Below are 19,748 nucleotides of genomic sequence, written 5' to 3'. Positions count from 1 at the left end.
TCGCGCCCGCGGTCAGCCGTTGGCCAGTGCCTGCAGGCGGTCGTACCCGCCGTTGAAGGAGTTCTGGTCGATCGGTGACGAGGTGTACTGCCAGATGGTGTGGAAGCCCCAGTTGTACGGCAGCTTGCCCACCGTGCTGGCGTAGCGGGCGACCCACAGCGGGTTGGTCGAGCTGAAGTCGCCGTTGACGCACGAGCTCCACCAGCTGGTGCTGGTGTAGATGACGGGCCAGCGCCCGGTGCGGGCGTGGTAGGTGTCGCTGAAGTCCTTGATCCACGCGGTCATCTGCGCGGGCGTCTTGCCGTAGCAGGTGCCGCCGTAGGGGTTGTACTCCATGTCCAGCGCGCCGGGCAGCGTCTTGCCGTCCTTGGACCAGCCGCCGCCGTTGTCGACGAAGTAGTTGGCCTGGGCCGCGCCGCTGGAGCGGTCCGGCAGCGCGAAGTGGTATGCGCCGCGGATCATCCCGATGTTGTAGGAGCCGTTGTACTGCTGGGCGAAGTACGGGTTCTTGTAGCCCGTGCCCTCGGTCGCCTTGACGTAGGCGAAGCGCTTGCCCTGGTTCCACCAGTACTGCCAGTCGACGTTCCTCTGGTGGCCGCTGACGTCGATGCCAGCCACGGTCGCCTGCGCGTCGACGTCCTGCGGGGCCGCCTCTGGGTCTCCGCCTTCGTGCTTACGGATCTGTGAGCCCATCTCGGCGTCGTCTGCCTGGTTGCTCATCGGCCGTTCCGTTCCTGGAGGGGGAGTTGCGGTTGCGTGCGCGGGAGCGCCGAACAGCAGAGCGCTCGCGCAGGCAACCGATAGTAAGGAGATCAACCGGCGCTTGCGACCACGTCCACTCGGATGGTTCATCGTCGTCCCTCTCGGGGGATCATCGCCGCAGCTACCCTCGGGGGAGGAGGCCGGGCGGCGTCTCACCTGAAAGTGTGGGCAGCTTTTTTCTTAATAGGTAGATCTCGTGTTATTTTCTCACCGTATTGGCCCAATCCGGACATTCCGCGGAAGGGCCCGCTGGTAAAGGTGGGATTTCGATGACCTGCACAACCCGGCGCCCGGGATGAGCGTCGAACACAGCACGGACCGCACGCGTTCCGTCACCGACCACGGGTTGCGCGCCACCGCGGGAACCCGCTCCGCAGACATCATCTGTCCTGCTCACCCGGCGTTCATCGTTACTCTGGGTGCGGTGGGTGGATGTTCGACCACCGGGTAGTCGCGACCGTATGCTCCGGACGAGATGGCCTAGGCGACTACGACGACTGGAGGGCGTCGCAGGCATGACCGGCTGGACAGCGCCTGTGCCCGGCGCTCGCGAGGCGGCTGGGGTCGTGAGGCGGGCGGACAGGCGGCGTTACGCGTCGGCCTGGGCACAGGCACTGATGGGAACCAGCTACGTGCCGATGACCAGCGCCGAAGTGGAAGGCCGCCTGTGCGGCTACACCGACCGCCTGGTCGACGCGCTGCTCAGCGAACCCTTCGACGCCGCACCGGCCCGCGACGTGGGGGTCGACCTGGTCGGCGTGCACTTCACCAGCGCCGAGTCCCTTGCCAGGACCGTCGACCTGATCGGCGCGAACCTGCTGCGCACCCTCAAGCTCGGCCCGGGACCGGACTGGGACTGCCGCATCGCGGCGCTGCAGGGCGCGGTCTGCTCCGGGTTCGTCCAGGCCGTGCGCAAGCGCACCCTCGACGAGCAGGAGGCCATCCGGCAGGCCGTGCTCGACGCCCGCGACTCCGTCGAACAGGCGCTGCGCACCAGCGAGGCCCGCTTCCGCGCCATCTTCACCGAAGCCGCGATCGGCATCGGCATCGCCGACATGAGCGGCCGGATACTCGAGGTCAACGCCTCGCTGCGGCGAATCCTGGGCCGCCCGGCCGAGAAGCTGCGCGGCTCGATGGTCAACGACTGGATCCACCCCGCCGACAACGCCGGGATCTGGCGCCTCTACGAGGAGATGGTGCGCGGCGAGCGCGACCAGTACCGCGTGGAGAAGAAGTTCAGCAGGCCCGACGGCGGCACGGTGTGGACCGAGATGATCGTCTCGCTGGTGCGCGGCGAGGACGGTCTGCCGCTGTACCAGGTCGCGATGATCGAGGACGTCACCGACCGCAGGCTGCTGCAGGAACGATTGCGGCACCAGGCCATGCACGACCCGCTGACCGGGCTGCCGAACCGGGCGCTGTTCCTGGAGAAGCTCGGCGTGGCGCTGGAGAACCACGGTCCGGGCGAGCGGGTGGCGCTGTGCTACATGGACCTCGACGGCTTCAAGGTGATCAACGACAGCCTCGGCCACCACGTCGGCGACGACCTGCTGATCGCGGTGTCGGAGCGGCTTGCGCTCAGCGCGCGCGGCGAGAACCGGCTGGTCGCGCGGATGGGCGGCGACGAGTTCGTGATCCTCGTCCAGGACTCCCCGGGCACCGAGCAGGCCATCGAGGTCGCCGACCGGGTACTGGACGCGCTGGTCGAGCCGGTCCGCATCGGCGGCCACGAGCTGTCGGTGTCGGCCAGCATCGGCATCGTCGAGCGCCCGGTGCGGGGGCAGACGGCGGCGGAGCTGATGCGCGACGCCGACGTGACGCTGTACTGGGCGAAGGCCGAGGGCAAGGGGCAGTGGGCGCTGTTCGACCCGGACCGCAACGCCACCGAGGTCGCCCAGTTCCGGCTGTCGGCGAAGATGCCCGCGGCGCTGGACTCCGAGGAGTTCTACGTCGAGTACCAGCCGCTGATCGGCCTGCGCGACTTCGGCGTCGTGGGCGTGGAGGCGCTGGTCCGCTGGTGGCACCCGGAGCTGGGGCGGCTCGGCCCGGACCGGTTCATCGGGCTGGCCGAGGAGACCGGCCTGATCGTGCCGCTGGGGCGCTGGGTGCTGCGGCAGGCGTGCCGGCAGGCGCGGCAGTGGCAGGACGAGTTCGGCGACGCGGCGCCGTTCGTCAGCGTCAACCTCGCGGTACGCCAGTCCCGCGACCCGAACCTGGTCGACGACGTGGCCGCGATCCTGCGGGAGACCGGGCTGGAACCGTCGAGGCTGCAGCTCGAGCTCACCGAGAGCGCGATCATGGGCACCGCCGACGAGCCGCTGGACGCACTGCGCGCGCTGTCGAGGATGGGCGTGCGCATCGCCATCGACGACTTCGGCACCGGCTACTCGAACCTGGCCTACCTGCGGCACCTGCCGGTGCACGAGCTGAAGATCGCCGGGTCGTTCATGGAGGGCCTGCGCGACGCCGAGCGCGCCGACCCGGTCGACGCGCGCATCGTCGGCACCCTCGTCGACCTCGCGCACGCGCTGGGGCTGACGGTCACCGCGGAGGGCGTGGAAACCCATGCGCAGGCCCGGCGGGTGGCCGACATCGGGTGCGAGACGGGGCAGGGCTACTTCTTCGCGCGTCCCTGCTCGCCCGAGCGGATCAACGCGATCATCGCCGACCACTTGGCATGAGCACCTGTCCTCCCACTGATCGGGTGAAATCAGCGATCACTTTCGGATGCCCGCCGATCGAGTGCTGATCACCCGTTCGCGCAAGTCGGTCGTTCGGGCGATGACCGGGGACCTCCGAGTTGCGAGCCCAACGGGTTTTCGCTCAGCCGCGGCGCGTTCCACCGACCGCACGGCGGTCGCGACGCGCGTACACGTTCGACCGCATGCGCTCTGCCGCCCGCGACGGGCCGCGCGCGGTCCTCCCTAGGGCTTTGTCCTCAAAGCCAGATGAGAAGTGCGCCAGTCGATCATTGCTCGGTAGGAGTGGGCGGTTCTGTCGTAGCGGGTGGCGATGGCTCGGTGTTGTTTCACGCTCGATGCTGGAGCCCACCGACACAACACATCTAGCTCATCGATCGCTTCGGCGATCACTCTTACCCGAGTGACGAGCATGCAGCGCCAGAACCGGTTGTAGACGGTCTTCGACGGCCCATACCGCTCGCGCAGACCCCGCCACGCGATGCCGGTCCTCGTGCGGCATCCCGTTGATCGACCGACGGCCATCCGCCCGAGACCGACCCGCCACACCCGACGCCGGCAACAACGGCTCGATGACCTGCCACTGCTCATCGGTCGACTCATGCTTACGCACCGTCGACCAAGATCAAATCAGGTCACACACACCCACATTGAGAACGCCCCTAGCGGTCGCCGCGGCCGTCGCGCCTGCTGGCTTCGTGCCGTGCGTGCCCGCCGTAGAGCACCGCCGCCGAGTTGACCAGCGCGACGTGGGTGAACGCCTGCGGGAAGTTGCCGACGAACCGCCCGCTGCGCACGTCGTACTCCTCTGCGTAGAGCCCGACGTCGTTGGCCAGCGCGACCAGCTTGGAGAACATCTCCTCGGCCTCGTCGCGCCGTCCGCCCAGCGCCAGCGCGTCCACCAGCCAGAACGAGCACGCCAGGAACGCGCCCTCGCGGCCGGTCAGCCCGTCGACCCCCACGACGCTGGTGTCGTCCGAGGTGCTGTAGCGCTCGACGAGCAGCCCGCCGGGCTGCAACTCGCGCTGGATCGCGCGCACCGTGCTCCGCATCCGCTCGTCGTCGGCGGGCAGGAACCCGACGGCGGGCAGCAGCAGCGTCGCCGCGTCCAGCGTCCGGCCGCCGTAGTACTGCGTGAACGCGCCGACATCGTCGTTCCAGCCGTGCTCCAGCACCTCCGCGCGCACGGTGTCGCGGATGCCGCGCCAGCGGTCCAGCGGCCCCGGCAGCCCGTCCTCCTCGATGGCGCGCACCGCGCGGTCGAAGGCCACCCACACCATCACCTGCGAGTGCGTGAAGTACCGCTCCGGACCGCGCACCTCCCACAGTCCGCGGTCGGGCGCGCGCCAGATCTGTTCCAGGTGGCGCATCATGCCGCGCTGCACCGCCCACGACTCCGGCGTCTCGGTCAGGCCGCGCTCCCTGGCCAGGTGCAGCGCGTCCATCACCTCGCCGTAGACGTCGAGCTGGCGCTGCCGGTGCGCGGCGTTGCCGATCCGAACCGGCGCGGCGCCCTGGTAGCCGGGCAGCCAGTCCGCCTCCCACTCCAGCAGATGCCGCTCACCGCCGACGCCGTACATGATCTGCAGCTCGCGGGGGTCGCCCGCGGTCGCCCGCACGAGCCACCGCCGCCAGTCCCCGGCTTCCATCTGGCAGCCGAAGTTGTCCAGCGCCAGCAGCACGAACGTCGCGTCGCGAAGCCAGCAGAAGCGGTAGTCCCAGTTGCGGTCACCGCCCAGCGTCTCCGGCAGCGACGCGGTCGGGGCGGCGACGATCCCGCCGGTCGGCGCGTAGGTCAGCGCTTTGAGCGTGGCCAGCGACCGGTAAACCGCGTCTCGGTGCGGACCGCAGTAGGTGATCTTGCGGGTCCACGTCCGCCAGAAGTCCTCGCTGTCGCGGGTCTCCTGTTCGGGGTCCATCGGCGCGGGCAGCTCGTCCGGGTCGGGGGACCACTGCATCACCCACGACTTCCGCTCGCCGGCACGCACGGTGCAGACCGCCTCGTGCGCCCGCTGGTGCGGCACCCGCCTGGGCAGGTCGTCGCCGCGCAGTACCACCGTGTGCGGGCCGGCGACGGCGAGGATGTACTCGTCGAGCACCGGGTCGGTCTCCCGTACCCGCCGCACCCACGGCGTCGTGTCGCCGTAGGCGAAGCGCACGACCCAGCGCATCCGGACCGCGACCTCGCCGGAGACGCCCTCGACCATCCGCACCAGGCACGGCTGGTCGTCGTGGTTCTTCTCGTGCGGCGGCATGCTGTCGACGACCCGCACGACCCCGTTGTCGGTGTGGAAGTCGGTCTCCAGCACCAGGGAGTTCTCCCGGTACCTGCGTTCCACGCGGCGCACCGGCGCGACGGGGGCGATCTGCCAGTGCCCGTCGTGGTCGGCGCCCAGCAGCCGGGCGAAGCACGACGGCCAGTCGAAGCGGGGCAGGCACAGCCAGTCGACCGAGCCGTCCCTGCCGACGAGGGCGGCGGTCCGCAGGTCCGACAGGAGCGCGTAGTCCTCGATCAGCCCCGGACCGCCGCGATCGGTGTCCAGATCGTCGGGATGCGCATCGGCCGACGGTGACCCGCCGGTGGTGCTTGCGACGCCGTCAGCGCCGCCCGGCGCGGCGCTGGGTCCCCCGGGATCGGCGACCTCGTCGCCGTGCAGGGCGCCCGCCACACCCAGGTCCGCACCCGGCTCGGCGAGGTCGGCCCCGAGCTCTGCCAGGTCCGGGCCGTGTTCGTCCGGGCCGACATCGGGTTCGGCCGGATCTGCTCGTGCTCCGGCCCGGTCGGTGTCCTGAGCGCCTCGTCCACCGGGAGCGTCCGTCATCCGCGATTCCCCTGTCCTGGCGTCGGCCCTGCCACGAGCGTCGACGACGTCGCGGCGCGCCGAGCGGTGCGGGAGCCGCGGTCGCCGAACCCACCGGGCGCGAACCACGCCGCGATCGTCCGCCGCCGAGGCTATGCACGCACGCCGGCGGCGTCCACCCGCGCACCGACGGCGTGCACCTGGGCATTGACGGCGTGCACCTGGGCATTGACGGCGCGTGCACCTGGGCATTGACGGCGCGTGCACCTGGGCATTGACGGGGGTCCCTCCGAGCACTGACGGCGTCCACCCGCACGCCGACGGCGTGCACCCGAGTCCACGGAGTCCGCCCGCATCCCCACGGCGTTCCGCCCGGGCGACGACCGCCTTCGTCCGTGCGAGGGCCATGTCCGCTCAGGCGACGACCGCGTTCACCGTCCGACGACCACGTTCGCCCGCGCGCCCGCACCGCACCGCCGCCCCGCGCTCGGCGCCCGGCGTCATCCCCGTTCCGCGGCCGCCTGCACGAGCACGCTGTGCGGGATGATCGCGCGGATCGCGTCGTCGACGTTGAGCCCGAGGTCCAGCCCGCTCAGCACCTCCGGCAGGTCCGCGCCGGGCACCCGGCGGAAGCCTGGCCAGCTCCGCGGGACCCGCGACTCCGAGGTGCACGCGGGCACGAGCTGCGAGCCGTCGTCCATCTCCGCGGCGAAGATCGCGTCGTCCTCGCCCTCCTCGGCGTAGAGCAGGATCTCGGCGTCCAGGACCGCGGGCGGCAGGTCGCTCTCCGGCGCCTGCCCGGTGGCGATCCGGTGCAGAACCTGCTCCAGGTCGTTGGTCGGCTCCGGTAGCGAGACCGCCATCTCCGACGGCACGTACTCGTCGTTGAACTGGAAGTCCTCGTCGATCTCACCGCTGTCGTCGATGCGGTAGGCGCCGATGACTCCCTCCGGCGGCACCTCGTCGCCGGACTCCTGGTACCCGGGATCGACGATGTAGAGCCAGGTACCGGGGGTCTGCCGGGCCTCCTCGCGCATCTGGTCGGTGATCGGCGGCGGCGCCGGGCGCTGGGGCTGCTGGGACATCGGAACTCCGTCCTCGAGGTGTGCTGGTCGTCGGGCGTCGCCCTGCGGTGTACCCGTCGAGGGTGCCAGTAGCCACCTGGACTGTGCCGAGTGGACGGAACCGGTTGGAAGTCATCCCTTTCGAGGTGCCGCCCGGACCGCGGAGGTAGCAGACTGGCAGGGGTGCGGCAGGCGCCGGGGTCGGGAGGTGGGCGAGGATGATCGGGCAGCGTGAGGCGTTGCGGTTGTTCGGCTGCGAGGTCTTCGACCCGGACGGCCACCGGATCGGCATCGTCGGCCAGCTCTTCCTGGACGACTTCACCGAACAGCCCGCCTGGATCACCGTGCAAACTGGACTGTTCGGCACCAACGAGAGCTTCGTGCCGCTGGAGGCCGCGGCCTTCGACGGCGACACGCTGACCGTGGCCGTCACCAAGGACGCCGTCCGGCAGGCGCCGCGGGTCGCGCTCGACGAGGGCGACCTGCCGCCGGACCAGGAGCGGGCGCTCTACCTCTACTACGGTGTCACCTATGGAGTGACCCCGGAATCACCCGATGAGGAACCCGAAGTATCCGCTGAGTACGTGGAAGCCGTCCGGCTGCGGCTGCGCCGCTGGGTCGCGGCGAGCTGACGGCACCGCCTGGCGCGCGGCGGCAAAACTGTGATCCACTTCGCCTCGAAGTGGCGCGGACGAGCGCGTTTCCCCTCCGGTTCCCAGTAAGAAACCCGCAGCTGGGAAAGGTTTCATCCCCCGGAACGACCTGGTGGCGACTACTCGCCAACACGGCCCGATCGTGGAGGCCCGTGGTTACGTTCCGTTCCGAAACACCGCCGAGTCGCGTTCGGCCCCACCCGAACGCCACTTATTGGAGGGGACCACATGAAGAAGCTGCTGTACGGCACCGGAGCCAGCGTCGCGGCGGCGGCGCTGGTGTTCGCCGCCGCCCCGGCGGGCGCGGCTCCGCAGCCGGAGCTCGCCCCGCTGACCGAGCACCCGCACGCGGCCGCCGCGGGTGCCGACGCCGACACCTACATCGTCAACCTCAAGGACGGCATCGCCCCGCAGGGTGTCGACCGCGAGCTGGGCGTGCAGGCCAGGAGCGTCTACACCAAGACCATCAACGGCTTCTCCGCCAAGCTCAGCAAGGAGCAGCTGCAGAAGGTCCGCGAGAGCGGCAAGGTCCAGAACGTTTCGCAGAGCTTCCGCATCCAGGTGCAGCCGTCGACCAAGGCCCCGGCCATCGGTTCCTGGGGGATCGACCGCATCGACCAGCCCGAGCTGCCGCTGGACGACAAGTACGAGCCGAAGGGCACCGGTGAGGGCGTGACCGCCTTCATCCTCGACACCGGCATCGACCCGTCGCACCCCGACTTCGGCGGTCGCGCCTCGGTCGGCTTCGACGCCACCGGCGGCAACGGCCAGGACGGCCACGGCCACGGCACCCACGTCGCGGGCACCATCGGCAGCAACACCTACGGCGTGGCCAAGGGCGCGAAGCTGGTCGGCGTGAAGGTGCTCGACGACCAGGGCAGCGGCACCACCGAGCAGATCATCAAGGGCATGGACTGGGTCGCCCAGAACTCCAACGGCCCGTCGGTGGCGAACATGTCGCTGGGCGGCAGCAAGGACCCGGCGCTGGACGAGGCCGCGACCAACCTGGTCAACGACGGCGTCTTCCTCGCGGTGGCCGCCGGCAACGAGAGCCAGGACGCCGCCAACGTCTCGCCCGCCAGCGCCGAGGGTGTCTTCACCACCGCCGCTTCGGGCCAGGACGACACCTCCGCCGACTTCACCAACTTCGGCAAGGTCGTCGAGGGCTACGCGCCCGGCGTGGACATCGTCTCCACCGTTCCCGGTGGCGGCACCGAGACCATGAGCGGCACCTCGATGGCCAGCCCGCACATGGCCGGCGTCGGTGCCCTGTTCCTGCAGGCCAACCCCGACGCCAAGCCGGCGGACGTCATCACGGGGCTGCAGGGCCAGGCGGCCAAGGGCGTGGTCAAGAACGCGCCGCAGGACACCATCGCCGACCTGCTGCAGATCGGCGAGCTGTGACAACGCAGCGGTGAACCGCGGTAGACAGCGGTGAGAACAGCGGGCCCTTCCCCGACGTGGGGGGAGGGCCCGCTGTCTTCCCATTATTCCCGCAGTTCAGGACGCTGCCGTGGGCCGCGAGGGGGAACGCGGGACTACGCTGAACGGAGCTAATTCGAAGGTTGTTCGACTAAATCCTTCTAAAGTCGGTTCCTGGCGTGCGCCCGCGGTGGTTACGTTTCTGATCAGGGGGTTGTTCGGTGCCCGTTGCGGTACTGATCCGAAGCAGTGCTGCCTGGGCACATCGAGGAGGGGTGTTCCGTGCTACCCGGATACACCGAAGCGCTGGAGCGCACGCAGGCTGACGGTCGGGAGACCCGCGACTCGTCGGTGACCGAACGAGCGGTGCAGGCCCAGGTCGAGGCCAGGGAAGCGGTCGCGTCCGTCGCCAAGGCCGCCAAGGCCCAGTCCGGCAGCGGGGGCGTGCTCCAAGTGGTCAACGGCGCCAAGCGCGTCGGCTGGGCGGCCTACGAGCTGCAGCGCAACGCCAGCCACCTGGTGCAGGGAGTGGCCAAGCCGCCCTACATCACCACCGGACCGCTCGACTCGCTGGAGTCGCGCAAGCTCGCCGAAGGCGTGGAGTTCCAGGTGCTCTACGACCGTTCGGCGCTCGCCCGCCCGCCGCAGCTGGAGATCACCTCGAAGCTGGTCGCGCTGGGCGAGCAGGCGCGGGTGATCCACGTCGCGCCGACCAAGCTCATCGTGGTCGACAACGAGATCGCGCTGCTGCCGCTGACCGCGAGCGAGACGTCGGTGGAGAGCGCGGTCGTGATCCGCAGCTCGGCGATGCTGGGGGCGCTGGCCCGCATCTTCGAGGACCTCTGGCGGTTCGCCGCGCCGTTCAGCGCCGACCAGGACCCGATGATCGGCGACAACCAGCCGTCGGAGGAGGAGCGCTGGATCCTGTCGCTGCTCGCCTCCGGGGCCACCGACGACACCATCGGCAGGCTCATGGGCTTCAGCGCCCGCACCGCCCACCGGCGCGTCCGGGAGCTGATCGCCCGGCTCGGCGTCGAGACCCGCTTCCAGGCGGGCATGCAGGCCGTCAAGCTCGGCTGGCTGTAGTCCGGGAACCTGTGAGGCGGGCGCCCGCCCCACCCGCCGGGCGTCTCTCACGTACCCGCGACTTGCGCCGCCCGGAACGCGCCCAGCGCCTCGGTGGCCTTCGCGACCAGGTTCGCCAGCCCCGACTCGGTCGCGGTCAGCTCCAGCACGTCACCGCCGTCGCCAACCCGCAGCTCGATCACGTCCTTGCACACGTTGTAGTCGATCGGGCATCGGTCGATCATCGCCCACGCACCCATTTCCAACCCGCTCAACGCACTTGCTCCTTTCGCTCGGGGACCATGATCGAAACGCTAGCGGCTAATGCTTTAGCCGCGCTATGACTCGATAGAGTGGTGACTTCTCGATCGCGGCTCGGAAGAATGATCGGCATGGCGGCACGAACCGATCCGGCGGCGCTGCGCTGGCTGGTGGGCATCGAGTTGAGGCACTTCCGGAGCCGGGCGCGAATCTCGGCGGCAGCGGCGGGCAAGGAGATCCGCACGAACCAGAGCAAGATCGCGCACATGGAAAGCGGCCGGTACCGGCAGAAGCCGGACGAAGTCGCCGTCCTGCTGAAGCTCTACGGCGCGCCGCAGTCCGAAGTGGACCGCGTGGTCGCGATCGCCAGCCAGGACGACGGACCGGCCTGGTGGGAACCGTGGCGCAAGGTCGTCTCCGACGACTTCGGCATCTTCCTCGGCCTGGAAGGAATGGCGGAACGGGAGTTCCGCTACGACCCGATGGGCGTACCGGCACTTTTCCAGACCGAGGCGTACGCGATGGCGGTGACGGCACTGAGCCACCGTGTTTCGATTGATCGGCAGGACATGGTCGTGGAGTTGCGGATGGAACGGCAGCGGCGACTCTTCGAAGAGGAGCCGTTGAAGGTCCATGCCGTGATCGAGGAGTCAGTGCTCCGGCGGGTCGCAGGTGACGCCACTGCCATGCGCGATCAGTTGGAAAGGCTGATCTACCTGGGAGAACTCCCGAATGTGACGATCAATGTCCTGCCCACGGCACGTGGTATCCGGGCTGCCATGTTCGGCGACTTCAACCTGCTCAGCCTGCCCAGTGGCAGGGAGGTCGTGTACCTGGAGTCGCTGTATGGGTCCGAATACGTGTACGACAGGGACGCCGTGCGTGGATATAACCTGATGGTGAACAGCGTCCAGGCCGACATGCTCGACGAGCAGGAATCCGTCGATCTGATCAAGTCGGTGATGGCCGAGGCCACCTAGCCCGGAGGTACCCCGTGAAGGCCACTGACCTGCCCGGAGCCTCATGGCGGAAATCGAGCCGCAGCGGGGACAACTTCAACTGCGTGGAGGTCGCCCGTTCCGGCTCCGTCGTCGGGATCCGGGACTCCAAGGATCCCGGAGGCGACGTCCTCGCCGTTTCCGCCTCCGCTTTCCGCTCGTTCGTCGCCGGGCTGCGCTCCGGGCGGGTCCGCTGAGCGGCGCACCTTCGGGTTGGGCTCAACCAGCTCGCTGCGTCGCACCGCCCGTGAGCTGTGCTCGCAGGACCGCGAAGGTCGGGTTGGCGAGCAGTGCTTCCCAGAACTCCGGCCCACGCGCTTCCAGCTCTGCCGGGGGAACGACGGTCTCCTGGCGGTGCAGGTTGGTGAATCCCACCCGCTCCAGCGAGGACTCGACCACGCCCGGTGGCCAGAAGAAGGACTCGAACTCGAACGGTGGCTCGACCTCCACCCTCACCGTGGTGCGGATCCGGCCGTCCGCTTCCCCGATGGGCGTGCAGGTCAGCCCGTAGCGGGAGTAGTTGGCGAGTCCGTCCCAGTCCGGATGCGGGTTGGGGTACAGCAGGACCAGGTCGCCGCCGGGCCGGACGTTGGCGGCGAGGCGCGACAGCATGTGCTCCAGCGCGGCCATCCCGGGGGCGTAGCCGATGAGCCATATCGCGGTGACCACGTCGAAGGTTCCGAGCACCGGCAGTTCCGAGGCGTCGACGTGGTCGTACCGCACGCCGAGCGGTTCGGCGCTCTCGACGCGTCGAGCGTGCGCGATCATCTCCTCCGCCGAGTCCACCCCCAGCACCTCCGCGCCGGCGCGGCGGAACAAGCGCGGGTAGAAGCCGGTGCCACATCCGACGTCCAGCACCGACTTCCCGGCGAGCGGCGGCACGGCCGCCATGAGCGTGGCAACCTCGGCCAAGCCGATCGGAATCCGCTTGACCTGTTCGTAGGTTTCGCCGAGAACGTCGTACTGATCCGTCATCTCGCGCACCTTGATGTCACACGCTTTACGGCGCCTAATGCTTGCGCGCTCCTTCGTCGCCGGGCTGCGCGCCGGGCGGGTCGGCTGAGCCATAGGCTCGTCGGCATGTCCAAGCGTCGAGCCGTCGATCCCCGGGAACTCCGCGCTGCCGTGATCGCGGTGCGTGCGTGGCTGGCCGACGAGGAGGAGCCGAAGCCGCCGCGGACCGATCTCGCCGCCGCGGTTCGCCTCAGCCTGCGGACGTTGGAGCAGGTCGCGCCCGGTCGTAGCGTCGAGGTGCGGGTGCCGCCGTTCGCGGCGGTCCAGTGCGTGGAGGGGCCGCAGCACACTCGCGGCACCCCGCCGAACGTCGTCGAGACCGACGCCCGGACCTGGCTGCTGCTCGCCACCGGCCGTCTGACCTGGTCCGATGCGCTCGACTCCGGAAGGCTCACCGCGTCGGGCTCCCGCGCGGACGTCTCGCAGTGGCTCCCCCTGGTCAGCGCCGATCAGGGACCGTGAGCCCCGCAGATCAAGGCTGAGCCAGGGGCTTTCCCGACGAGGCGGAGTGCGGGCGATCCCGAATCTTGGGGCATGAGACGAACTCTTCGAGCCATGGCCGCCGCCTCCGTGGCGTTGCTGGTGCTGGCGCCGACGGCGGTGGCCGCGCAGGACTCCGCTCGCGCTGCCGAAGCCTTCCGGTCCGCACGCGGTCGGGACGACCACCCTGCACCTGCGCGACGACGCGCGCCCGGACCCGTGGGTGCCTGAGGAGCGCATGGAACTGATGGTCTCGCTCCGGTACCCGTCCGAGTCGCGTCACGGCCCGCGCGCCGCTTATGTGACGCCGACCGAGTCCGAGCTGATCCTCAAATCGGCGGGGGTGACCGGCGTGCCGGGCGATGTCCTGAGCACTGCTCGCCGACGCCCTCCTGGGCGACCTGCGCGGGGAGCCGAACCTCGCCCGTCGGCACTTCCTGCGGCTCGGAACCCGCGCAAGCTCCGGGGCGGAGGAGTTCGGCCGGATCGCGGCGGCGCGCCTGCGGGCCGCAGGAGCGCGCTACCCGTGCGACGAACCGCTGGCCCGGCTGCTGGTGGAGCTGCGTGCGAACAGCGAGGAGTTCCGCGTGCTCTGGGACACCCATCCCGTGCACGCACCCGGTCACCGCACGAAGGTGCTCCCCCATCCCGAGGCCGGGCGGCTCCGCGTCAACTGCGACGTGCTGCCGGTCCACGACGACCAGCAGATCGTCTTCATCACGGCCGAACCCGGCTCCCGCGCCGAGCGCGTCTTCCGCCACCTGCTCGAATCGCGCCGGGGGTGACAGGCACGCGATACCGGTCACGAGTCGCCACCGCCCGTGCTGTGACCAGCCTCAACGGGGCTTCGGAGAACGGCAGGACACGAACGGCTTACAATGAGGTGTAACTCCGGCTCCGTCCCCAGGGAGTTCTCGGTGGTCACCGACCGGCCCGACCCGGACCTGACAGTCAGCTCGTCCCCGATTTCCCCGGCAACTCAGCCGTCGGCGTCATCGGCAGCCGACCAGCTGGAGAGCGACGTCCCGCGCGAGGAGTGCGGCGTGTTCGGCGTGTGGGCGCCGGGCGAGGAAGTCGCCAAACTGACCTTCTACGGACTGTTCGCCCTCCAGCACCGCGGCCAGGAGGCGGCGGGCATCGCCGTCGGCGACGGCTCGCAGGTGCTGGTCTACAAGGATCTCGGCCTGGTCAGCCAGGTGTTCAACGAGCAGGTGCTGGCCTCGCTGCGCGGCCACGTCGCCGTCGGGCACGCCCGCTATTCCACCACCGGCGGCGGATCCTGGGAGAACGCGCAGCCCACCTTCCGCACCACCGCCACCGGCAGCGGCCTGGCGCTGGGCCACAACGGCAACCTGGTCAACACCGCCGAGCTGCGGGAGCGCGTGGTCGCCGAGGGCGTGGACTCCTCGGCGAACACCTCCTCGCCCGCCAACGGCTGCGACCGCGCCACCAGCGACTCCGACCTGGTGTGCGGGCTGCTCGCCGCGCACGCCGCGGACAAGGGCATCGAGCAGGCGGCGATGGAGCTGTTCCCGACCGTGCGCGGGGCGTTCTCGATGGTCTTCGCCGACGAGTCGACCCTCTACGCCGCCCGCGACCCGCAGGGCGTGCGCCCGCTGGTGCTCGGCAGGCTCGAGCGCGGCTGGGTCGTGGCCAGCGAGACGGCGGCGCTGGACATAGTGGGCGCCTCCTTCGTGCGCGAGGTCGAGCCTGGCGAGCTGCTGGCGATCGACGCCGAGGGCCTGCGCTCCTCGCACTTCGCCAACCCGAAACCCAAGGGCTGCGTCTTCGAGTACGTCTACCTGGCCCGGCCCGACACCACGATCTCCGGCCGGTCCGTGCACAGCACCCGCGTCGAGATCGGCCGCAAGCTCGCCGCCGAGCACCCGGTCGAGGCCGACCTGGTCATCCCGGTCCCGGAGTCCGGCACGCCCGCCGCGATCGGCTACGCGCAGGCCTCCGGCATCCCCTACGGCAACGGGCTGGTCAAGAACGCCTACGTCGGGCGGACCTTCATCCAGCCGTCGCAGACCATCCGCCAGCTCGGCATCCGGCTGAAGCTGAACCCGCTGCGCGAGGTCATCCGCGGCAAGCGGCTGGTCGTGGTCGACGACTCCATCGTGCGCGGCAACACCCAGCGCGCCCTGGTTCGGATGCTGCGCGAGGCGGGCGCCATCGAGGTGCACGTCCGAATCGCTTCGCCGCCGGTCAAGTGGCCCTGCTTCTACGGCATCGACTTCGCCTCCCGCGCGGAGCTGATCGCCAACGGGCTCGACCTCGACGGCGTGCGTCGCTCGATCGGGGCGGACAGCCTCGGTCACGTGTCGCTCGATGGGTTGATCGCGGCGACCGAGCAGCCGCGCACCCGGCTGTGCGCGGCGTGCTTCGACGGCGAGTACCCGATCCCGCTGCCCGAGGACGCCAAGATCGGCAAGTACCTCCTGGAAGGCATGGGCGACAGGGGCGTCTCCGGGCCGGCCGAGCCGGTCCAGCCCGCGGGCTACGGGGCGGCCGACGCCCTGCGCCGGCCCTGATCCGGGCCGGTCAGATACCTCAGGGGTTCGCCTGACGCGCGTAGCGTGGGTCGTGCTACACAGTCGCGCGTCGGCGAATCGCAAACTCGCACCAGATGTGGAGCCAGTCGTGTCCGAAGACCTGTTGTCGGGGTCGAGCGTGAACAACGAGCAACCGTCCGCCACCTACGCCGCGGCGGGCGTGAGCATCGAGGCGGGGGACCAGGCCGTCGAGCTGATCAAGCCCTGGGCCCAGCGCGCGACCCGGCCCGAGGTGCTGGGCTCGCTCGGCGGCTTCGCCGGGCTCTTCCAGCTCAAGCTGGACCGCTGGAAGGAGCCCGTGCTGGCCTCCTCCACCGACGGCGTGGGCACCAAGCTCGCCGTCGCCCAGGCGCTCGACCTGCACGACACCATCGGCATCGACCTGGTGGCGATGGTCGTCGACGACCTGGTCGTCTGCGGCGCCGAGCCGCTGTTCCTGCAGGACTACATCGCCGTCGGCAAGGTGGTGCCGGAGCGGGTCGCGGCCGTGGTCAAGGGCATCTCGGAGGGCTGCGTGCAGGCCGGCTGCGCGCTGCTGGGCGGCGAGACCGCCGAGCACCCCGGGCTGATGGGCGAGGGCGAGTACGACGTGTCGGCGACCGGCGTCGGCGTGGTCGAGGCCGACTCGATGCTCGGCCCGGACCGGGTGCGCCCCGGCGACGTGGTGATCGCGATGGGCTCCTCCGGCCTGCACTCCAACGGGTACTCGCTGGCCAGGAAGGTCCTGCTGGACATCGCGCGGATGCCGCTGTCCGGGCACGTCGAGGAGTTCGGCCGCACGCTCGGCGAGGAGCTGCTCGAACCCACCCGCATCTACGCCAAGGACTGCCTCGCCCTGGCCGCCGAGGCCGAGGTCCGCACGTTCGCGCACGTCACCGGTGGTGGCCTGGCCGCGAACCTCGCCCGGGTCGTCCCGGAGGGCCTGACGGCCGTGCTCGACCGCGGCACCTGGACGCCGGACCCGGTGTTCCGGCTGATCGCCCAGCGCGGCCGGGTCGACACCGCGGAGATGGAGCAGACGTTCAACATGGGCGTCGGCATGGTCGCCGTGGTCACCGCCGAGGACGTCGACCGCGCGCTGGCGGTGCTCACCGCCCGCCACGTCCCCGCGTGGGTGCTGGGCGAGGTCGCCAAGCAGCCGACGGTCGAGGAGGCCGGCGAGCACGACCGCGTCGTCCTGCGCGGCAACCACCCCCGGTTCTGACGGGGCACTCCACCTGACTAGACCAGTCGGGCCGACGCGGATTCCGCGCCGGCCCGACTGGCCCTCCGTCAGCGCCCCAGCAGCGCCGTCATCTCGTCGATCTCGGCCCGCTGCGAGTCGGTGATCCGCTGGGCCATCGCCTTGGCCTCGGGGTTCCGGCCGTCCCGCAGCTCGGTCGCGGCCATGTCCACGGCGCCGCGGTGGTGCTCGATCATCATCCGCAGCCACATCTCGTCGAACGCCGGGCCGCGGGCCTGTTCGAGCGCCCGCATGTCCTCGGCGCTCATCATCCCGGCCATGTCGTGACCCATGCCGTCGCCGGACTGACCGGCCTGGCCGTGCTCGCCGTGCCCTTGATCGGGCTGCCCGGCCGGGGCATGGCCTTCGTGGCCGCCGCTCCCGGCCGCGCCCCACGCCGCCAGCCATCCGCTCAGCTGGTCGATCTCGGGCTGCTGCGCGGCGCGGATGCGGTCCGCGAGGCCGACGACGGCGGGGTTGGTGGTGCGGCTCGGCACCTGGTCCGCCATCTCGATCGCCTGGCGGTGGTGCGGGACCATGCCCTGGGCGAACGCGACGTCAGCCTGGTTGAAGGTGCTCTGCTGCTGGTGCGGCGCGGCGGGCGGCGGGGTGTCGGTCTGGCCCCCGGTCGCGCAACCGGCGGCGAACAGTGCGGAAGCGGCCACCATCGCGGCGGCCAATGAGCGCGTGCTCATAGGAAGTCTCCTCGGGTCGAACTCGGGCGTGTCCGGGCTCCGGTCCGGTGGGAACCGGACCGGCCTGACCCGTCACAGCCGGAGCACCCGCAGGCGGTAGATGTCGGGAACCACGCAGGGCGGGGGGAGGTGCCGCCTCCTGCCGTCGATGAGCCGGTGGAACAACGTTCGCCGGAACGGGCGGGCTGTCCCCGCCCACCACAGCGCCAGCAGCCCCAGCGCGGCGGCGGCGATGATCGCCAGGCACAGGTGCAGGTGGGAATGGCCGGAGCCCTGCACGTCGCAGCAGTCCGAGCTCGACCGCTCGTGGTGCTGCGCTTGCGCGTCGTGCGCGCTGTGGACGTGCTCCACCGCGGTCGGTGGCGGCGTCTCGTGCGGCACCGGGAGCTGGTGCATCGCCACGACGCCGAACAGGACGAGCGCGATGAGGACCAGGCGGGTCAGCCCACCGCCTCGCCGGTTCGTCCGCATACCCGGGAATGTACCCCCAGGGGGTAAGCGTTGCGGGGTGCGGGGGTGAGCTCATGACGACGACGCCCAAGGCTTCCTGGTCGATGGCGGCATCGGCGACGCTGCACTGCCTGACGGGCTGCGCGATCGGCGAGGTCCTCGGCATGGTGATCGGCACCGCGCTCGGCTTCCACGACGCGACGACCATCGTGCTCGCGGTCGCCCTCGCGTTCGTGTTCGGCTACGCGCTGACCATGCGCGGCGTCCTGCGCGCCGGAGTCGGCCTCGCCGCCGCGCTCAAGCTCGCGCTGGCCGCCGACACGCTGTCCATCGCGGTCATGGAGATCGTGGACAACGCGGTCATGGTCATCGTTCCCGGCGCGATGGACGCCGGACCGCTGTCGTTGCTGTTCTGGGCGGCGCTGGCGTTCTCGCTGGCGGTGGCCTTCGTGGTGACCTGGCCGCTGAACAGGTGGATGATCAGCCGTGGCAAGGGCCACGCCGTCGTCCACCACGTTCACCACAACGACTGAACCGCACCGGGAATCATCCGCCGCGTTCGCCCGTTGTACGGGGAGCCGGTGTGCGCGTGCCCCCGGGCTCCAACAATCGCCTGCTTGGAATACCGTTCGGCTGGAGCCTTGCAGAGCCACCCGCCGAGAGGCGGCCCGCACACCGGCCCTCGCTTCTTCGGCGCTGCGCGCCTTCGCTCGGGCCTCGTTTTCTTTGCGGGGGCCGAGCCCCCGCAGGCCCCCGCGGTGCGGTGGTCGCTTCGCCCGGTGCTCCTCAACTTCGTGGAGCGTTCCCGGCCTCGTCTCGGACCAGCCCCACGTCTTCCAGGTGCGGAGCGGGTTTCTCCGCTGCTCACGGGTTCGGATTGGGACGTGGTGGCTCGCGGAGCGAGCTGGTACCGCGGCGTTCCGACCTGGGATGGCAACCAGCCGCGGCGTATTCCGGCTCGAAACGGTGTTTCCCGGCTCGGATGCGCTCATCCGCAGGTGCGGCCCAATTTCGGGCGGAGAGTGCGCTTGCTGCGCGACGGCTGCACCGTGCGCGGGATTGCCGCTGGAAACCGGAGTTCCGTCGCCGGTGGTACCGATCCGCTTGAGGTGCCTTCTCCGCACTGCGCTCGGTCTTGCCCGCAAGGTGTTCGGTCCCAGGGCACGACATCGACGCGAGCGGCGGTCGCCGGGTCGGCGATGCCACTCACGTCGGTCGTCGGATTCGAATAGGGATTTTCATGCCCGTCGGGTGTGCGTCGTGGAGCTCATCGCCGCACACCGGACGGGCACGTGGTGACCACAGCTCGTCAACCCACCCGCCACGGGTTGGATCACGGCGGCTTCCGGCAGCACAGACCACCGAGTGAGCAGCACCTGCGTGCTGCTCACTCGGTGGACTTGTGCGTCAACGCCGGTAGTCGTCGTACCCGTCGTCGTATGAGTCGTCGCGGTCCTCGTCGGACCGCTCGCCAGGTGACTCCGAGGACAGCTCGCGCTGCAATGCCTCGACGTCCATGGCGGGGGAGCTGTACTTAAGCTCGCGGGCCACCTTCGTCTGCTTGGCCTTAGCCCGGCCGCGCCCCATGGCTCGACCCCCTCGCGCAG

General features: G+C 70.3%; 19 protein-coding genes. 11 read left to right on the top strand and 8 right to left on the bottom strand.

The features are described from left to right. Window positions 1-12: 12 nt before the first annotated feature. Window positions 13-720 (bottom strand): lysozyme, encoded by a 708-nt coding sequence (locus SACE_RS34450; protein ID WP_009948811.1) that lies wholly within the window; start codon window positions 718-720, stop codon window positions 13-15. Between the two features lie 659 nt (window positions 721-1,379). On the opposite strand from SACE_RS34450, the gene SACE_RS34445 reads away from it, so the two are divergent. Continuing rightward, window positions 1,380-3,443 carry a putative bifunctional diguanylate cyclase/phosphodiesterase gene (locus SACE_RS34445; protein WP_009948812.1) on the top strand — a complete coding sequence of 688 codons (2,064 nt, stop codon included), beginning with the start codon at window positions 1,380-1,382 and terminating at the stop codon, window positions 3,441-3,443. A gap of 680 nt (window positions 3,444-4,123) precedes the next feature. Here the strand turns inward: SACE_RS34445 and SACE_RS34440 are convergent. Both SACE_RS34440 and SACE_RS34435 read right to left on the bottom strand, forming a co-directional pair. Then, window positions 4,124-6,283 carry a glycoside hydrolase family 15 protein gene (locus SACE_RS34440; RefSeq protein ID WP_009948813.1) on the bottom strand — a complete coding sequence of 720 codons (2,160 nt, stop codon included), beginning with the start codon at window positions 6,281-6,283 and terminating at the stop codon, window positions 4,124-4,126. A 479-nt stretch (window positions 6,284-6,762) separates the two neighbouring features. Then, on the bottom strand, window positions 6,763-7,347 hold the full coding sequence (locus SACE_RS34435; protein WP_011875264.1) for a type VII secretion system-associated protein: 585 nt from the start codon (window positions 7,345-7,347) through the stop codon (window positions 6,763-6,765). A 197-nt stretch (window positions 7,348-7,544) separates the two neighbouring features. On the opposite strand from SACE_RS34435, the gene SACE_RS34430 reads away from it, so the two are divergent. From SACE_RS34430 to SACE_RS34420, 3 genes are all read left to right on the top strand, one after another. Further along, window positions 7,545-7,958 (top strand): PRC-barrel domain-containing protein, encoded by a 414-nt coding sequence (locus SACE_RS34430; RefSeq protein WP_009949148.1) that lies wholly within the window; start codon window positions 7,545-7,547, stop codon window positions 7,956-7,958. A gap of 249 nt (window positions 7,959-8,207) precedes the next feature. Beyond that, window positions 8,208-9,383 (top strand): S8 family peptidase, encoded by a 1,176-nt coding sequence (locus SACE_RS34425; protein WP_011875263.1) that lies wholly within the window; start codon window positions 8,208-8,210, stop codon window positions 9,381-9,383. Window positions 9,384-9,683: 300 nt separating this feature from the next. Next, the gene (locus SACE_RS34420; RefSeq protein ID WP_009949152.1) at window positions 9,684-10,487 is read left to right on the top strand and encodes a helix-turn-helix domain-containing protein; all 804 of its coding nucleotides are present in this window, start codon (window positions 9,684-9,686) and stop codon (window positions 10,485-10,487) included. Between the two features lie 47 nt (window positions 10,488-10,534). Here the strand turns inward: SACE_RS34420 and SACE_RS34415 are convergent, their stop codons facing one another. Further along, complete coding sequence (locus SACE_RS34415; RefSeq protein ID WP_231849876.1) at window positions 10,535-10,741, bottom strand: hypothetical protein; 207 nt, start codon at window positions 10,739-10,741, stop codon at window positions 10,535-10,537. Window positions 10,742-10,858: 117 nt separating this feature from the next. Here SACE_RS34415 and SACE_RS34410 point away from each other — a divergent pair, with 117 nt between their 5' ends. Both SACE_RS34410 and SACE_RS34405 read left to right on the top strand, forming a co-directional pair. Next, on the top strand, window positions 10,859-11,707 hold the full coding sequence (locus tag SACE_RS34410; protein ID WP_009949154.1) for a DUF5753 domain-containing protein: 849 nt from the start codon (window positions 10,859-10,861) through the stop codon (window positions 11,705-11,707). A 14-nt stretch (window positions 11,708-11,721) separates the two neighbouring features. Beyond that, window positions 11,722-11,922, top strand: a complete 201-nt coding sequence (locus tag SACE_RS34405) for a DUF397 domain-containing protein (RefSeq protein ID WP_009949155.1) — start codon at window positions 11,722-11,724, stop codon at window positions 11,920-11,922. 22 nt (window positions 11,923-11,944) lie between these two features. Here SACE_RS34405 and SACE_RS34400 read toward each other — a convergent pair whose 3' ends face one another. Continuing rightward, window positions 11,945-12,700: a class I SAM-dependent methyltransferase gene (locus tag SACE_RS34400; protein WP_009949156.1), complete on the bottom strand. Its 756-nt coding sequence runs from the start codon at window positions 12,698-12,700 to the stop codon at window positions 11,945-11,947. A 105-nt stretch (window positions 12,701-12,805) separates the two neighbouring features. On the opposite strand from SACE_RS34400, the gene SACE_RS34395 reads away from it, so the two are divergent. The 4 genes from SACE_RS34395 (at window position 12,806) to purM (ending at window position 16,978) form a co-directional block, all read left to right on the top strand. Further along, on the top strand, window positions 12,806-13,201 hold the full coding sequence (locus SACE_RS34395; protein WP_011875261.1) for a sterol carrier family protein: 396 nt from the start codon (window positions 12,806-12,808) through the stop codon (window positions 13,199-13,201). Between the two features lie 392 nt (window positions 13,202-13,593). After that, window positions 13,594-14,004 (top strand): MmyB family transcriptional regulator, encoded by a 411-nt coding sequence (locus SACE_RS38120; RefSeq protein ID WP_157894876.1) that lies wholly within the window; start codon window positions 13,594-13,596, stop codon window positions 14,002-14,004. Window positions 14,005-14,184: 180 nt separating this feature from the next. Continuing rightward, on the top strand, window positions 14,185-15,753 hold the full coding sequence (purF, locus tag SACE_RS34385) for an amidophosphoribosyltransferase (RefSeq protein ID WP_044548102.1): 1,569 nt from the start codon (window positions 14,185-14,187) through the stop codon (window positions 15,751-15,753). A gap of 109 nt (window positions 15,754-15,862) precedes the next feature. Beyond that, on the top strand, window positions 15,863-16,978 hold the full coding sequence (gene purM, locus SACE_RS34380; RefSeq protein ID WP_009949162.1) for a phosphoribosylformylglycinamidine cyclo-ligase: 1,116 nt from the start codon (window positions 15,863-15,865) through the stop codon (window positions 16,976-16,978). A gap of 68 nt (window positions 16,979-17,046) precedes the next feature. Here the strand turns inward: purM and SACE_RS34375 are convergent, their stop codons facing one another. Both SACE_RS34375 and SACE_RS34370 read right to left on the bottom strand, forming a co-directional pair. Continuing rightward, window positions 17,047-17,691 (bottom strand): DUF305 domain-containing protein, encoded by a 645-nt coding sequence (locus SACE_RS34375; protein WP_009949163.1) that lies wholly within the window; start codon window positions 17,689-17,691, stop codon window positions 17,047-17,049. A 72-nt stretch (window positions 17,692-17,763) separates the two neighbouring features. Further along, window positions 17,764-18,162, bottom strand: a complete 399-nt coding sequence (locus SACE_RS34370; RefSeq protein WP_009949164.1) for a DUF6153 family protein — start codon at window positions 18,160-18,162, stop codon at window positions 17,764-17,766. Window positions 18,163-18,215: 53 nt separating this feature from the next. On the opposite strand from SACE_RS34370, the gene SACE_RS34365 reads away from it, so the two are divergent. Then, a complete protein-coding gene (locus SACE_RS34365; protein WP_011875256.1) occupies window positions 18,216-18,674 on the top strand; it encodes a DUF4396 domain-containing protein in 459 nt (152 codons plus the stop codon). An 874-nt stretch (window positions 18,675-19,548) separates the two neighbouring features. Here the strand turns inward: SACE_RS34365 and SACE_RS34360 are convergent. After that, window positions 19,549-19,728, bottom strand: coding sequence for a DUF3073 domain-containing protein (locus SACE_RS34360; protein ID WP_009949167.1), 180 nt, complete (start codon window positions 19,726-19,728; stop codon window positions 19,549-19,551). Window positions 19,729-19,748 lie beyond the last annotated feature (20 nt).

It is taken from the genome of Saccharopolyspora erythraea NRRL 2338 (genome assembly GCF_000062885.1).
Taxonomy (GTDB): domain Bacteria; phylum Actinomycetota; class Actinomycetes; order Mycobacteriales; family Pseudonocardiaceae; genus Saccharopolyspora_D; species Saccharopolyspora_D erythraea.
Note: the sequence above shows the minus strand (reverse complement) of the source record. Positions and strands in the feature narration are given on the sequence as shown.

Excerpts from the sequence above, each read along its gene's own strand:
- SACE_RS34450 (WP_009948811.1), bottom strand. The coding sequence starts at position 720 with ATGAGCAACCAGGCAGACGACGCCGAGATGGGCTCACAGATCCGTAAG.
- SACE_RS34445 (WP_009948812.1), top strand. The coding sequence starts at position 1,380 with ATGGGAACCAGCTACGTGCCGATGACCAGCGCCGAAGTGGAAGGCCGC.
- SACE_RS34440 (WP_009948813.1), bottom strand. The coding sequence starts at position 6,283 with ATGACGGACGCTCCCGGTGGACGAGGCGCTCAGGACACCGACCGGGCC.
- SACE_RS34435 (WP_011875264.1), bottom strand. The coding sequence starts at position 7,347 with ATGTCCCAGCAGCCCCAGCGCCCGGCGCCGCCGCCGATCACCGACCAG.
- SACE_RS34430 (WP_009949148.1), top strand. The coding sequence starts at position 7,545 with ATGATCGGGCAGCGTGAGGCGTTGCGGTTGTTCGGCTGCGAGGTCTTC.
- SACE_RS34425 (WP_011875263.1), top strand. The coding sequence starts at position 8,208 with ATGAAGAAGCTGCTGTACGGCACCGGAGCCAGCGTCGCGGCGGCGGCG.
- SACE_RS34410 (WP_009949154.1), top strand. The coding sequence starts at position 10,859 with ATGGCGGCACGAACCGATCCGGCGGCGCTGCGCTGGCTGGTGGGCATC.
- SACE_RS34400 (WP_009949156.1), bottom strand. The coding sequence starts at position 12,700 with ATGACGGATCAGTACGACGTTCTCGGCGAAACCTACGAACAGGTCAAG.
- SACE_RS34395 (WP_011875261.1), top strand. The coding sequence starts at position 12,806 with ATGTCCAAGCGTCGAGCCGTCGATCCCCGGGAACTCCGCGCTGCCGTG.
- SACE_RS34375 (WP_009949163.1), bottom strand. The coding sequence starts at position 17,691 with ATGAGCACGCGCTCATTGGCCGCCGCGATGGTGGCCGCTTCCGCACTG.
- SACE_RS34370 (WP_009949164.1), bottom strand. The coding sequence starts at position 18,162 with ATGCGGACGAACCGGCGAGGCGGTGGGCTGACCCGCCTGGTCCTCATC.
- SACE_RS34365 (WP_011875256.1), top strand. The coding sequence starts at position 18,216 with ATGACGACGACGCCCAAGGCTTCCTGGTCGATGGCGGCATCGGCGACG.
- SACE_RS34360 (WP_009949167.1), bottom strand. The coding sequence starts at position 19,728 with ATGGGGCGCGGCCGGGCTAAGGCCAAGCAGACGAAGGTGGCCCGCGAG.